Source organism: Gottfriedia sp. NPDC058432 (assembly GCF_042721555.1).
Classification (GTDB): domain Bacteria; phylum Bacillota; class Bacilli; order Bacillales; family Bacillaceae_G; genus Gottfriedia.
Genome location: NZ_JBHXLC010000001.1, coordinates 145,828 through 159,362 on the forward strand (window position 1 = coordinate 145,828; position 13,535 = coordinate 159,362).

Sequence of the window (13,535 nt, forward strand, 5' to 3'; positions counted from 1 at the left end):
GGTGCCCAAATTAATTACAGTATATTAATTATTGTTAGCTAATGCTAAAAGCTGTTCATTTACATTTTCATTAACTACTCCGCCATGGTAACAAATGACTGTTTCGATATCATATTTTGTGAATTTCTTAATGGACGTAAGAGCAGTATCCATATCAGGTGTATTACTTGGATTTGGCCCCATGATTACACCATTCTCTGAAGTTAGAGCATCTCCTGCAATAAGAGTTTTACTTTGATGATGATATAAACTAATGTGACCAGGAGTATGTCCAGGAGTAAAGATGACAGTAATTCCTCCAGTATATGGTAATACTTCTTCATCAGTTACTGTAGTATTGACCTTAGCATTAAGTGGTATATTGAACATCGCTTTTATTTTTTGACTTTGTTCGTCAGGAAGGGATTCGATCATTTTTGCAATTCGTTCAGGATTCATTTTAATAAAGGTTTTGTCGCCTTCAATATAAGGTTTGTCTTCATTATGGGCTAGTACTTCAATTTTTTGATCAGCAGTTTTTAAGATTTCAGTAAGGCTTCCGATATGATCGATGTCTTGATGTGTAAGGATGATTTTAGACAGTTGATTAAATTCTAGACCGGCTCTCTCAATCGCTTCACGAATTTCTCCAGTTTGTCCCGGCATTCCCGTATCTACTAAGATTACTTCATGATCATCCCATAGTAAAGTTGGGTGAATAATTCTTTCTTGTCCCATAAAGTTCATTACTAATTCAATTGTTTCAATACCTTTATCTATTTTCATTTAGAAGGTAAAAGCACTAAGCTTTTACCACACCTCCCTTTGTTTTATGTGAGCACTAAACTAGACATCTAAAGAAAGTTGCCTAGTTTAGTGTTCACATTTTTTGTTGTTAAAAACTTATTCTACTTCCTGTGTTTTTGAAACAGAAGAAATAAAATCATCAATCATAACATCAAAGCTATCATCTACATTTACTGGATGTTGGAAATATCCAAGGAAATTCATCGAGACAAATCCATGTAAAATGCTTCTCAGTGCTCGGCCTTGATGTATCAATAAAGTAGGGTCCGTAATATAAAACTTTAGTATTTGATGAATAATTCCAGTCGTTTCCCTAGCAAGTCGTTTAACATCATCATTTTCTGTACTCGGGATATTCATAAAAAGTCCATAACCAGTTCTATTTTCAAATGCAAAATCACGGTATACATATGCGATTTCTCTAATCGCTTGTTCACCACTTTTACCGACCAATCTTTGCATTAAAGTCGAATTTAATTTATTTAAAAGAGAAATCGTCATTTTCAATTTTAAATCATCCATATTCGCAAAATGGTTATATAAAGATGGATATTTAATATCTAGCTTCTCTGCAATTTTTGGAAAAGTAACTTGATTAAGTCCGATTTCATTAGCCAATGAAAAAGCCACTTCAATTATTTTTTCTTTTGTTAAATTTCTTTTTTGAACCATTTTTTTGCTCCCGTCTCATGTTTAGGTTTTTTACGATAGATTGTTTTTTTAAGATTAATTAGGTTGATTTCCACTGCCAATCAACTTATGCCCTTAAAGATACAATACCTAAATACAAAGTATTTTTAAAGAGAGACTATATTTACAGAAAATAGTTTAACACTTCTAATGATAATTAGTAAACTATATAATATAATTTACAAACTATAAAATATAGTTTAGTCTTATGTGTATATGAAAACTCATTGTTATTTTTTTATTTGTCTCATTCTCGAGACTTTTTAATATTGATTTTATTTTTATCAAAAAGGAGGGGGATATGATGTTATTGTGGAAAAGAAATTTGATTGTCTGCTGGTTTGGCATGTTTGTAACGAGTATCGGAATGAGCCAACTTGGTCCGGTATTACCCCTATATATTGATAAACTTGGTGTTCATAATTCTGCATTAATTAGTCAATTTTCTGGGATTGCTTTTGGGGTAACTTTTATTATTTCAGCAATTTTTTCTCCTATTTGGGGTTTGGCAGCGGATAAGTTTGGACGAAAACCAATGCTTTTAAGAGCAAGTCTTGGTATGTCAATTATTATTTTTTGTATGGGTTTCGCACATAATGTCTATGTTTTAATTGGTTTAAGACTTTTACAAGGCGTCATTACCGGTTATGGTACAGCTTGTACAACTTTAATCGCAACGCAAACAGATAAAGAGCATGCGGGTTCGGCATTAGGTACACTTTCAACTGCAAGTATAGCAGGTTCATTACTTGGTCCTATGATTGGAGGCTATATCGGTGAGACTGTAGGCTTACAAAATGTGTTTTTTGTAACAGGCGGACTCATGATGGTGGCGTTTATTACAACAGCATTATTTGTAAAAGAATCATTTACTCACCAAAATAAAAAAGTGCTTAAGTTTAAGGAAATTTGGTGTCTTATTCCGGATAAAAGCTTAATGATCACAATGTTCATTACTTTTTTTGTTTTAACAATAGCTCTTTATTCGATTGAACCAGTTATTACTGTCTACATTTCTCAGCTATCTGCTCATTCTACACATGTTGCATTGTTAGCGGGTATGGCATTTTCAGCATCAGGATTGGCAAGCATTATTGCTGCTCCGAGATTAGGGAAGATTTCAGATCGAATTGGTCCTCATAAAGTTATATTCGTTGCACTGATCGTTTCAGGTTTAATGGTTATTCCACAAGCATTTGTAAAAAACGCTTGGGAATTGATGGGACTACGATTTATTTTAGGTTTGGCAACGGCAGGATTAACTCCAGCTGTTAATACATTAGTTAAACGAATTACACCGGATGCCATTACCGGTCGAGTATTTGGATTTAACATGTCAGCTGGATATTTAGGTGTATTTGTCGGTTCCGTTTTAGGTGGGCAAATTGGAGCATATTTAGGTGTGAAATATGTATTTTTTGTTACAAGTGCATTATTGCTACTTAATGCAATTTTGGTTTATGTTAAAGTTAATAAGAAATTGAATGTAAAAGAAGATTTTAAATTATCGATGTAAAAAGTTTTAAATTTTGGGAGCTACTTAATGTGGCTCCCTTTAAAAATAGTAAATGAGAACACCCTACATAACTTAGCATGAAAAGTCGGATTGATTAATTTCGTTCCTGTTATTCTATTGAAGAAGGAGGTTATAAAATGGATTTGTTAAAGAATATGAATGATGCTTTAGTATATATTGAAGAAAATTTGACGAGTGAGATTGACTATAAAGAGCTTTCTAGACGGGCTTATTGTTCTGAGTATCACTTTAAAAGAATGTTTTCGTTTCTTGCTGGAATTTCTCTTTCAGAGTATATACGTCGTCGCCGCCTTACCGCCTCTGCGTTTGAACTTAAAGATCATAACAAGAAAATAATTGATATTGCTTTAAAATACGGATACAATTCTCCGGATTCCTTTTCGAGGGCCTTTCAAAACTTACATGGAATTACTCCGTCAGAAGCTAGAAATAACGGCAATTCGCTCAAAGCATATCCACGAATGACCTTCCAATTATCAATTAAAGGGGGAAATGAAATGAACTATCGTATTGAAGAAAAAGAAGCATTTCGAATCGTAGGGATAAAAAAGAGAGTTCCGATTATTTTTAATGGAGTTAATCCCGAAATTGCATCCATGTGGAAAACTTTAACGATGGAAAAAATAACGAAACTAAAAGAACTCTCCAATGTTGAACCGATTGGCATAATTAGTGCATCAACAAATTTTTCAGAAGGTAGAATGGAAGAAAAAGGAGAGCTTGATCATTATATTGGTGTTGCCACTACAAATGACTGTCCAAAAGAGTTAATTCAACTTGAAGTTCCTGCATCTACATGGGCAGTATTCGAAGCAATTGGAAAATTTCCAGATGCATTACAAGAAGTGTGGGGACGAATTTATTCTGAATGGTTTCCATCCTCTGATTACCATCAAGTAGAAGGTCCCGAAATTTTATGGAATGAACAGAAAGACATCACATCACCAAATTTTAAGAGCGAAATATGGATACCAATCTCTAAAAAATAAAAAAAGAAAGAGACATACGCTCTTTCAAGTTTCTGATTGATTGTTATTTAAGTGATCTAGTTTATCTGAAATACTTTTGAGAATTTGATTTTTTTCTTGTTGAATTTTTAGGAATTTTAAAAGGAACCAAATCATAAAAACAAAAGGTGCTATGTAAAACAAAATCGGTATGATTGAAAATAGAGGAAAAAACACGTTATCCATATAAATTCCACTCCTTTTGGAAGATTATACCATAATATTTAGATTAAAACCTTCTAATTTTTGAAGGTTTTTTTGTTTCGATCTTATTCAGTAGGGTTCTTGGTTAAGAATGGTTTTAAAAGGAAAATAACGTTATTTAGAGAATGTACTATTAAATAAGTAAATTTAGTTGCTATAAGTCGAATATAATAATGGGAGAAAAAAATGAAAATAGTGAAACAATGGGTACAAGAAGATAGTGATTTTATTAGAAAAAAAGTAATTGAATATAATGCTAAAAACCTTCCAGATGAGAAGAGTGCACCATCTGAAGAAATAAGCTTTGTCGTTAGAAATGATCAAGAGGAAATAGTAGGTGGAATTACAGGAAGGATGTATTGGCACCATTTATCTATAGACTTCTTATGGGTGTCTGAGGAGTATAGACATGAAGGCTTTGGTAGTCAGCTAATCAATCAAATGGAAGAATTTGCAATCGAAAATGGATGTCGCCTTATTAAAGTAGATACTTTTAGTTTTCAAGCTCCAAAATTTTATAAGAAGCATGGTTTTAAAGTATTTGGCGTAATTGAGAATCATCCAAAAGGGTATAATCAATATTATTTTGAAAAAAGATTATAAGAGACAATCTAAATTTTTGATGGCATGAAGTTGCTTTTGCAGCTTATTTTTTTTAGCTTTTAAACTAAAATGGTATGATTAATTAAAAGTTTGATGAGACAGGAGGAATAGTAAATGAGCGAGCTTAATTTATTGTTTCGAAAAAGAATCGGATTACGAGATAATGAAGTGATTAACTTTAATAATTTAAATGACATTCTTGAAAAAACAGCAAAAAATATACCTTTTGAAAATCTTTGTATTATAGAAAATAATACGAATGAGATCACCCGAGAAAATTTAATTAGTAAATTATTAGTAAAAAGTGAAGGTGGTCTCTGCTATGAATTGAATTCATTGCTTTATTTATTTCTTCTTGAAAATGGGTTTAACGTGAAATTAGCAAGAGGAGTTGTTTATGATAATATTGCTCAAAAATATCCTACTTTTGGAAGAACACATGTCACGATCCTATTAACACAAAATGAAGAAACATACTTAATTGATACGGGATTTGGAGCGAATCTTCCTTTAAAAGCAGTTCCCTTTACTGGTGAGAAGATAACTTCTAGTAATGGTGAGTTTCGAATTAAAAAAGAGGATACAGAATTCGGGGATTATGTTTTGATGTTAAAACTAAAACATAAAGATCCTAATTGGAGAATTGGATATGCATTTGATTCACGCGATGTGATTTCGGACGTGTCCGAATTTAATGAGATTCAAACAATTATTGCTGAGCACGAGGAATCACCATTTAATAAAAATCCTTTAATAACTCAATTGACAAATGAGGGAAATAATACTTTAACGAATACTTCTTTTACACAATGGATTAACGGAGTGGTAACGAAAGAGGATATTGATGAAATGAGATATAAAGAATTAGCAAAGCAACATTTTGGGCTTTAAAATTTTTAGTAAACGGCTTCTTTGAACAAATTGTTGAGTAATTAATGGTAAAAATTGTTAATAACATTCTTCTAACCATTCTATTGCCTATGAAAATTTATTGTTCTATCATTTGCTTAATAAGTATTCAACCAAGTAATTATAGGAGTGAAAAGCAATGAGTAGTGCAAACAGAGGTGTCAATATTGGCCCACCTCGTTTTAAAATAGCAGTTCATGCAATAGTTTGGTTGGCAAATAGTGGTGGTATGTTATCAAGTGCAATGATCGCAGAGCAAGTTGATTCTCATGCGACATTCATGCGAAGAGTAATGCAATCTTTATCCTCAGCAGGTATTGTAGAATCCAAAGGTGGCCGTGAAGGCGGTTATATTTTAAAAAAGGCGGTTGATTAAATTACCTTAGGTGAAATCTATACTGCTGTTAATAAGGTTCCCATAGAACAAGAAATGTCAGTTGACTGTGGTGAAGCCGGAGAACAGTTAGATTTAGAAATAGAAAGAATATTATTTGAAGCCGAACGCCAGGCTTTAGATTATTTAAAGCAATTTACAATTGAAGATGTTATGAATCGAATTGACTTTTTTAAGGATTAAAATGTAGATTAATAGCTTGATAAGGAATTAAAAGCACAAAATAATATAGCAGGTAACACTGCTTTTTTATTTTGTCTAAATTATTTTTTTAATTGATTACTAATAAAAAAGATGAATAATGAACTAATTAAAAAACCTCTAACTATTTTTACTGATTGTAGTAACCATTCTAATCAAAATTTTACATTGAATAGTTACTTTTGGAGTAATATGTGCTTTTTTCAATTGCATATATATTAGTAAAGGGGTGATAAAAAATGGATATTTTATCAATTATCTTGCAAATTTTATTAGCTCTTATGTTTTTAATTGCTGGGTTAGGGAAAGTTTTTGGTTCAAAAACGAGTGTTGAAAGTTTTAATCACTTAAAATTAGCACAATGGTTCAGAGTAATTACCGGATTAGTAGAATTAGTTGGGGCAGTTTCATTGATTATTGGATTTTGGGAAGAAAGTTGGGTTCCAGCGGGTGGTTTATTATTAGGAGTTGTAGCTATCGGTGGAATAATAGCACATATCCGTGTTAAGGACTCGTTTAAACAAACTTTTACAATATTATTATTAGGTATTATTGCGTTTGTACTTTTATGGATTAATTATTCTGATCTCTCAAGTTTCCCGGGATTTAATTAATTTACGATCAATTCATGCAGGGATTATTAAGGCGACGACAGAATAATAATTACAGTACTTAAATCAATCTTATATGTAAAAAGGAGCGATTTTAATAATGTATGATATCGTAATTATCGGCGCCGGACCAGCGGGAGCAAGTGCTGCTTTATTTGCAGCAAAAGCTGGTAAAAAAACTTTAGTATTAGACAACGACAAGAGTATAACGAAAAAAGCATGGATTGAAAATCATTATGGGGTTTCAGAAATTACGGGTCCAGATTTAATAGAAACAGGAAAAAATCAAGTTAGAAAATTTGGAGCTGAAATTATTCAAGGTACTGTAGGTAATATTGTGAGTTCAGAAAATGGCTTCAATATTGAAACTGAAACAGCAACTTATGAAGCAAATCAAGTGATTTTAGCTACAGGCTTAAGTGTGGAATTAGCTCAAAAAGTAGGACTAAACACTAAAGCTGGAACAGAACCTCGCATAAAGACCGTACTTGATGTAGATTCGACTGGTAAAACAAATATTGAAGGAGTATGGGCAGCGGGAACTGTTGCAGGAACAAGTGTTCATACGATTATTACAGCAGGCGATGGAGCAAAAGTTGCGATTAATTTGATTAGTCAATTAGATGGTAAACGATATGTTGATCATGATGTTTTGAAATCATAATCTATGATTAAATAAATACTCTAGCATTACTTCTATTGAAGTAATGCTTTTTTTATAAACTAAAATTTTAGTAGTCTAATAGCTATTCTACTTAATAAAGATGTATCTGTAATAATTCATTTTTTCATCAATATATTAGGAAGTGAAATAAATTATGTTAGGAGGGGTCCGATTTGTCGGATGCATTTATAGCACGTTCTTTAGATGAGATTCTGTTTTGGTCTAGGATTATGAAAGAGCATTCTCTATTTCTTAAATTAGGATTTAATTGTGATGATACTGAATTAATTCAAGAAGCAGATCACTTTTATCAGCTCTTTGAAGGAATTGGAAATAAGGCCCAATCATTTTCGCTTCAAACGGATCCTCAGCAAATTAAACAGTTTAATAATGAGGTTCATCAAGCAGCTTCTATGATTTGGGCTTATAAGCGTAAAATTCTTAATTTACTCCTAACTTGTAAAATAACGGGCAATAACTTTCCTTTATTAGTTGACCATACAAGTAGGGAAGCTGCTTATTTTGCAAATCGCTTGACTGAACTAAATAATGGTCAACTTCAACCGCTACCTGCTGCAATTATCCAAGAAAATGTTTTCTTTTTAAGAATTATGGCAGACCATGCAAAATTTATTGGACATTTATTAGATCCGTCGGAAAGAAAATTAGTAGATCAAGCGAGGGAATTTAGTCATGATTTTGATCAGCTTTTATACCAAGCCGTAGATTTAGAATCAATGAGACCACAATCGGAAACAGTTCCTATACTTGACCAATTCCTTGATGAAAACCGTGTATCGGTAAAATCACTTAGAGATTTTAAGAAAACAGCACGCGACCTAATAGAAGCTTGTAGAATTAAAAGTATCATTCACCCACTGCTAGCAGACCATGTATTTAGAGAAGCAGATCGATTTTTGCATATAATTGACGCGTTCGAAGCACAGTTAACCGGGAATGGAAACAGAACTATTGTACTGGACGACCATTAAGAACAACGCGAGCTAACAAAATAGACACGAAAAAAGAATCTGATTAAAGATTCTTTTTTTATTGCGCGTTGAAAGATCACATCGGTGAAAAAAGCAAAAATATAAAAATCCTTACTCATAAAAGGCTCATGGGTAAGTATAAAAGTAAGTACAAGAATATAGGTTACTCATGAGTGGTTCATGAGTAAGTAAAACAGCAAAAAGAAGAAAAAAGGTTACTCATAAGTGGTTCATGAGAAAGTAAAACAGCAAAAAGAATTAAAAAGGTTACTCATGAGTGGTCCATGAGTAAGTAAAACAGCAAAAAGAATTAAAAAGGTTACTCATGAGTGGTTCATGAGAAAGTAAAACAGCAAAAAGAAGAAAAAAGGTTACTCATGAGTGGTTCATGAGTAAGTAAAACAGCAAAAAGAAGAAAAAAGGTTACTCATGAGTGGTTCATGGGTAAGCAAAAATGCAAAAAGACGAAACTACCTTACTCATAACACGTTTTGGATCTTTTTATGTAGAAATTACTTTCTCTCTCTATAACTCTTTAACAAATCCTCAACTAAAATGCCATTAATTTTCAATCCTGATAAATTGCAATTATTAATTTCGACATGACTTAAATCACAGTCTGTGAACTGACTAGTTGTTAAATTGCATTTCTCAAATTTAATAGAATTAGAGTGATCGTTTTGATTTAGATCCTCCGGAATGACAATATTGCGGAAGCATGTACCAGTTAAATGAACATGATCAATTACTAAGTCTCTTAAATTTCCATTTGCTATTTTAGTATTAGATAAATTAACATCTGAAATTCGAGCTCCAAATAAATTCACATCATTCAATTCGAGATTTCTCATGTTTGCATTTTTAAATTTCGAGTTCGCCAAGCTTACATTATTAAAGTCTAAGTTCTCAGCTCTTACTTCATTAAATGTTGAAAAAGACATATCCGTTTTTTGTAACTCAAATAATGCAGTCTTCCAATTTGACATTTGGTCTCCTCCTAAAGCTTTGATAATTGAATATATTTAACTTTTTTCCTGAGAATCCCTTCACTCTTAATCATTTTTATTTTCGACAACTAACCATGTAAATGAAAAAAATAATAAAATAAAGCATTAATAATCAGTTTGATCATTAATGCTTTATTAAGGAAAAATATAAAATAATTGCTAAGGAAATTAATATAGAACGCTTATAAATTCAAAGGCTGTAAAGATAAAAGATCCAAAAATAATAGTTGCTCCTGTTGAAGTGAAATATTCATCAGGATCGATGATTACAGATGTTGTATGCCATCCATCAATATCAGGTGTTGCTTCACCAGTTGTACGTGGGGCAAATTTAATATAAAGCATGAGTAATAGAGCAAATAGACCGACAAACGGTGCAGTAGATGAAAATGGCATATCAAAATAAAGTGCAATTAAAAAAGATATAAAATATAAAACTATAATTGATATACTTAATTTTAAGAATTGTTTAAGCCAGTAATTGCGGCGATTAATTGGTTGGTCACGCAATACTTCTTTCATTTTCTGCGCATCCTTGTATCGAAAATATAATCCAATTGGCCATGCAATTAAGAAGCAGATTAAGGTAAATGCTAAGCATAGTATAAGTTTTACTCCGAAAGCTGTTATGAATAATGACATATTTTCCTCCAAAATTTTAATGATTATTACTATTTTATCAAACTTTCAAAATAAAAATATTAGAAAAATGTAAACGGTTTAATTTATCAATTTAATAATGTATATTATAAAATAATTGAATATAAGCACTATTCTAGCAATCTCATAAAATTAATATTATTTTTAAATTAATATTAGAGAATAGATTTACCTAAAAACTAAATGAGGTGGGAAAATGAAAAGTATTACTGTATACCATTACGATGCTTTTAGTAAAGTGCCCAATAAAGGAAATCCAGCTGGTGTCGTTTTAGATTGTGATTCTTTGACTGATTATGAAATGCAGGATATTGCGAAACAAGTGGGATTTAATGAAACTTCATTTCTATTAAATTCGAAGGTTGCTGATTATAAAATTCGTTATTTTACACCGGGGCATGAAATGGATTTATGTGGTCACGGGACAATGGCAGTAATATATGCTTTGGTTACTAGAGGGGTAATTGAGTTTAAAAGTGAGTTAACAATTGAAACAAAGGCTGGTATTTTGCCAATCAAGATTCATAATTCGAATAATGAGATCTATATAACGATGAAACAAAAACAACCAGAATTTGTAGAGTTTAAAGGTTCAATTGATGATGTAGCGTCCTCAATTGGTCTTACTGTAGAAGAAATCGATAAAAGTCTACCAACTCTTTATGGGAGTACAGGTGCCTGGAATTTACTTTTACCAATAAAAAAATTATCTTCATTTGAAAAGATGAAACCTAATAATCTACTTTTTCCTAGTATTTTGAATGAAATTCCAAAAGCGTCGGTTCATCCGTTTTGCTTAGAAACATATGATTCAAATGCTGATTTTCATGCACGTCATTTTTCTTCTGCGTTTTCGGGAACGATTGAAGATCCGGTTACAGGTACTGCCTCTGGGATAATGGGAGCTTATTATGCTAAATATATTAATAAAGATGTTAATGATGCAATTGAATTAGTTGTTGAGCAAGGTACTGAAATTCAAAAAGACGGACGTGTAAAAGTAAATGTAAAAAAAGTAATTACGACTTATGACATAGAAATTACTGGGAACGCTGTTTATGTTAAGGAGATGGAATTTCAAATTTAATATTTAAAAGGAGTACAGTATGATTTTGAGCGATAGACTATATGGACAATACAATATTGATCAAGTTCTTGTTGAATTAATCGATACAAAACCAATTCAACGGTTAAAAAAAATTCATCAAGCTGGTGCTACCTTTTTAGTGGATCATCACTTTAATGGAACTCGATATGACCATTCTATTGGTGTTATGTTGTTAATAAAAAAGTTAGGGGGCTCTCTTGAGGAACAAATAGCGGGTTTATTACATGATGTTTCTCACACAGCATTTTCTCATGTTATTGATTATGTTTTTGATAATAGCGAAGAAAATTATCATGAAACAATCTTTGAAAAAGTAATTATAGATTCGGAGATCCCTTCAATACTTGAAAAATATCATATTGATATTAAAGAAATTTTTGATATAGATAAATGGGAAATACTTGAAAAAGAGCTTCCGAAGCTATGTGCAGACCGAATAGATTATACATTAAGAGATATGCATACATATTTTGGAACACCTAAAAAAGAAATTGAAGCGTTTTTAAATTCATTAGTTATTGTAGATGGAGAAATCTGTGTAAACTCTATTGAAATGGCGGAGTGGTTTACAGTTATTTATTATAAACTTGCTATTGATTATTTTTTAGGTCCAATCAGCATCTATTCTTACGATTCACTTGCAAAGATTATTAATCTTGCATTACAAAAAGAAATTATTAAGTTAAACGATTTATTACTGGATGATATGCAGTTAATGAAATTAATTCAAGAAAGCAATGATAAAGAAATACTAGAATTAATAAACAGTTTATATGCAAAAGTTGAGCTCGAAGAAAATGATCAGGATTATGATATTCATAGAAAAGCTAAAAGAAGGATTATCGATGTTTCTGTATCATTAGACGGTAAAACTGTCCAACAATCATCACTTTTATCAGATAATATTACTAAAATGAATAAGGCCGCAATTGAAAAGTCCGAAAAAGGAACATTTGTAAAAATTAAAAGATAGGGTAAAAAGAAAATTTAAGTATGTAAATTAACTAGTTTGAAGCTAGGGGGAGTCCTTTTGAAATCAGAGCTAGAACTTATGGAAATGCATATTAACGTATTATTTAAACACAATGAAGTTGGAAAAATAACACAAATAAATGAACCACCATATACAAAAGCACCAAGGTTTTATATAGGAAGCACCAAAATTGGATATGTAAAAAGGTTTTTAGATTGTCTTAAAAAAGAGGAACTAATTGAATTAGAGAAAGCCTTAGATACAAACTCTAGTATACCGTTAGTAAATATCATGCAGATTTTGAGTAAAAATCATCAGATAGACAGTTTATGGATGGGTCCGGCATATGTATTTCAAACAGTTGGCAAAACATCATCGAAAGCAATCAAAATTACCCAGGCAAATAAACAATATTTATTACCAAACTTTCCTTATACATATGAGGAGCTAGAATGGAAAAATCCATGTTATGCAATTATTGAAAATGACATAGCTGTGTCGATCTGCTGTAGTGCCAGACAATCAGCCGAAGCTGCTGAAGCGAGCGTATATACACTCGAGGATTTTCGTGGAAAAGAGTATGGTTTAATCGTTTCAAATGCATGGGCCGCGGACATTCAAGGCCAAGGACGAACTGCTTTGTATAGTACTTCTTGGGATAATTATGCATCACAGGCCGTCGCGCGAAAATTACAATTAGTACAATATGGAACGGATTTACATTTTAGTTAAAGGATATGTATAAGGTGTATTGACCTATTTTAAGAAATAATTCTCTTAAAGGAGGATTTAAATGCAATACTTTATCGGGATAGTACACCAGATGATTTAAAGAAAAAATAGTAAAATTCCAACACCAATGGGAGAATAATAGACTAGTTGAATGCGTCGAACCACATATTACTGTGAAAGCACATTTTGGCTTAACAAATTTAGAGTTAAACGATATGGCAATAAAAGCTAAACAAGAACTAACTCCTACTGAAACAATTAATGTAGAATTCATTAGAATTTTTAAATCGACAGAAACGGGTAATTACTTAAAATTAATAGATATTCCACTAAAGGAAATGTAATTAAAATGACTAAAGAAGTGGCTATCAATTATTTAAGAACAATAAGTAGCATTACTTCTTAAATTGAAGTAGTGCTTTTTAATTTAAATATATGTGTATTATTACTTGAAAGC

The 13,535-nt window shown here is 31.6% G+C and carries 17 protein-coding genes; 13 read left to right on the top strand and 4 right to left on the bottom strand.

The genetic code is table 11. From position 1 onward, the window contains the following. Positions 1-24: 24 nt before the first annotated feature. Positions 25-765 (bottom strand): MBL fold metallo-hydrolase, encoded by a 741-nt coding sequence (locus ACFWM3_RS00775; RefSeq protein ID WP_390309691.1) that lies wholly within the window; start codon positions 763-765, stop codon positions 25-27. 117 nt (positions 766-882) lie between these two features. Next, on the bottom strand, positions 883-1,458 hold the full coding sequence (locus tag ACFWM3_RS00780; protein WP_390309693.1) for a TetR/AcrR family transcriptional regulator: 576 nt from the start codon (positions 1,456-1,458) through the stop codon (positions 883-885). Between the two features lie 322 nt (positions 1,459-1,780). On the opposite strand from ACFWM3_RS00780, the gene ACFWM3_RS00785 reads away from it, so the two are divergent. The 9 genes from ACFWM3_RS00785 (at position 1,781) to ACFWM3_RS00825 (ending at position 8,598) form a co-directional block, all read left to right on the top strand. After that, on the top strand, positions 1,781-2,992 hold the full coding sequence (locus ACFWM3_RS00785; protein WP_056473442.1) for a multidrug efflux MFS transporter: 1,212 nt from the start codon (positions 1,781-1,783) through the stop codon (positions 2,990-2,992). 137 nt (positions 2,993-3,129) lie between these two features. Next, complete coding sequence (locus tag ACFWM3_RS00790) at positions 3,130-4,002, top strand: AraC family transcriptional regulator (protein WP_390309695.1); 873 nt, start codon at positions 3,130-3,132, stop codon at positions 4,000-4,002. A 408-nt stretch (positions 4,003-4,410) separates the two neighbouring features. Then, a complete protein-coding gene (locus ACFWM3_RS00795; protein ID WP_056473448.1) occupies positions 4,411-4,827 on the top strand; it encodes a GNAT family N-acetyltransferase in 417 nt (138 codons plus the stop codon). 114 nt (positions 4,828-4,941) lie between these two features. Next, entirely contained in the window at positions 4,942-5,718 is a 777-nt protein-coding gene (locus tag ACFWM3_RS00800; protein WP_390309698.1) for an arylamine N-acetyltransferase family protein, read from the top strand. 157 nt (positions 5,719-5,875) lie between these two features. Beyond that, positions 5,876-6,112 (top strand): RrF2 family transcriptional regulator, encoded by a 237-nt coding sequence (locus ACFWM3_RS00805; RefSeq protein ID WP_390309700.1) that lies wholly within the window; start codon positions 5,876-5,878, stop codon positions 6,110-6,112. Positions 6,113-6,166: 54 nt separating this feature from the next. Then, positions 6,167-6,313, top strand: a complete 147-nt coding sequence (locus tag ACFWM3_RS00810) for a hypothetical protein (RefSeq protein WP_390309701.1) — start codon at positions 6,167-6,169, stop codon at positions 6,311-6,313. A 257-nt stretch (positions 6,314-6,570) separates the two neighbouring features. Beyond that, a complete protein-coding gene (locus ACFWM3_RS00815; protein ID WP_056473454.1) occupies positions 6,571-6,945 on the top strand; it encodes a DoxX family protein in 375 nt (124 codons plus the stop codon). A gap of 97 nt (positions 6,946-7,042) precedes the next feature. After that, positions 7,043-7,606, top strand: a complete 564-nt coding sequence (locus ACFWM3_RS00820) for an FAD-dependent oxidoreductase (RefSeq protein WP_390309703.1) — start codon at positions 7,043-7,045, stop codon at positions 7,604-7,606. A gap of 173 nt (positions 7,607-7,779) precedes the next feature. Further along, a complete protein-coding gene (locus ACFWM3_RS00825; RefSeq protein ID WP_390309705.1) occupies positions 7,780-8,598 on the top strand; it encodes a DUF2935 domain-containing protein in 819 nt (272 codons plus the stop codon). Positions 8,599-9,110: 512 nt separating this feature from the next. Here ACFWM3_RS00825 and ACFWM3_RS00830 read toward each other — a convergent pair. Together ACFWM3_RS00830 and ACFWM3_RS00835 are read right to left on the bottom strand one after the other, a co-directional pair. Further along, positions 9,111-9,584, bottom strand: a complete 474-nt coding sequence (locus ACFWM3_RS00830) for a pentapeptide repeat-containing protein (RefSeq protein ID WP_390309707.1) — start codon at positions 9,582-9,584, stop codon at positions 9,111-9,113. A 189-nt stretch (positions 9,585-9,773) separates the two neighbouring features. Continuing rightward, complete coding sequence (locus ACFWM3_RS00835; RefSeq protein ID WP_390309709.1) at positions 9,774-10,247, bottom strand: hypothetical protein; 474 nt, start codon at positions 10,245-10,247, stop codon at positions 9,774-9,776. A 214-nt stretch (positions 10,248-10,461) separates the two neighbouring features. Here ACFWM3_RS00835 and ACFWM3_RS00840 point away from each other — a divergent pair, with 214 nt between their 5' ends. The 4 genes from ACFWM3_RS00840 (at position 10,462) to ACFWM3_RS00855 (ending at position 13,422) form a co-directional block, all read left to right on the top strand. After that, complete coding sequence (locus ACFWM3_RS00840) at positions 10,462-11,352, top strand: PhzF family phenazine biosynthesis protein (protein WP_390309711.1); 891 nt, start codon at positions 10,462-10,464, stop codon at positions 11,350-11,352. A gap of 19 nt (positions 11,353-11,371) precedes the next feature. Continuing rightward, positions 11,372-12,346, top strand: coding sequence for an HD domain-containing protein (locus ACFWM3_RS00845; RefSeq protein WP_056473464.1), 975 nt, complete (start codon positions 11,372-11,374; stop codon positions 12,344-12,346). A gap of 57 nt (positions 12,347-12,403) precedes the next feature. Further along, positions 12,404-13,078 carry a GNAT family N-acetyltransferase gene (locus ACFWM3_RS00850; protein WP_390309713.1) on the top strand — a complete coding sequence of 225 codons (675 nt, stop codon included), beginning with the start codon at positions 12,404-12,406 and terminating at the stop codon, positions 13,076-13,078. A gap of 215 nt (positions 13,079-13,293) precedes the next feature. Next, positions 13,294-13,422 (top strand): hypothetical protein, encoded by a 129-nt coding sequence (locus ACFWM3_RS00855; RefSeq protein ID WP_286131731.1) that lies wholly within the window; start codon positions 13,294-13,296, stop codon positions 13,420-13,422. Positions 13,423-13,535 lie beyond the last annotated feature (113 nt).

Coding starts and splice junctions, on each gene's coding strand:
- ACFWM3_RS00840 (WP_390309711.1), top strand. CDS start 10,462: ATGAAAAGTATTACTGTATACCATTACGATGCTTTTAGTAAAGTGCCC.
- ACFWM3_RS00835 (WP_390309709.1), bottom strand. CDS start 10,247: ATGTCATTATTCATAACAGCTTTCGGAGTAAAACTTATACTATGCTTA.
- ACFWM3_RS00805 (WP_390309700.1), top strand. CDS start 5,876: ATGAGTAGTGCAAACAGAGGTGTCAATATTGGCCCACCTCGTTTTAAA.
- ACFWM3_RS00845 (WP_056473464.1), top strand. CDS start 11,372: ATGATTTTGAGCGATAGACTATATGGACAATACAATATTGATCAAGTT.
- ACFWM3_RS00795 (WP_056473448.1), top strand. CDS start 4,411: ATGAAAATAGTGAAACAATGGGTACAAGAAGATAGTGATTTTATTAGA.
- ACFWM3_RS00785 (WP_056473442.1), top strand. CDS start 1,781: ATGTTATTGTGGAAAAGAAATTTGATTGTCTGCTGGTTTGGCATGTTT.
- ACFWM3_RS00820 (WP_390309703.1), top strand. CDS start 7,043: ATGTATGATATCGTAATTATCGGCGCCGGACCAGCGGGAGCAAGTGCT.
- ACFWM3_RS00810 (WP_390309701.1), top strand. CDS start 6,167: ATGTCAGTTGACTGTGGTGAAGCCGGAGAACAGTTAGATTTAGAAATA.
- ACFWM3_RS00815 (WP_056473454.1), top strand. CDS start 6,571: ATGGATATTTTATCAATTATCTTGCAAATTTTATTAGCTCTTATGTTT.
- ACFWM3_RS00790 (WP_390309695.1), top strand. CDS start 3,130: ATGGATTTGTTAAAGAATATGAATGATGCTTTAGTATATATTGAAGAA.
- ACFWM3_RS00800 (WP_390309698.1), top strand. CDS start 4,942: ATGAGCGAGCTTAATTTATTGTTTCGAAAAAGAATCGGATTACGAGAT.
- ACFWM3_RS00775 (WP_390309691.1), bottom strand. CDS start 765: ATGAAAATAGATAAAGGTATTGAAACAATTGAATTAGTAATGAACTTT.
- ACFWM3_RS00780 (WP_390309693.1), bottom strand. CDS start 1,458: ATGGTTCAAAAAAGAAATTTAACAAAAGAAAAAATAATTGAAGTGGCT.
- ACFWM3_RS00830 (WP_390309707.1), bottom strand. CDS start 9,584: ATGTCAAATTGGAAGACTGCATTATTTGAGTTACAAAAAACGGATATG.
- ACFWM3_RS00855 (WP_286131731.1), top strand. CDS start 13,294: ATGGCAATAAAAGCTAAACAAGAACTAACTCCTACTGAAACAATTAAT.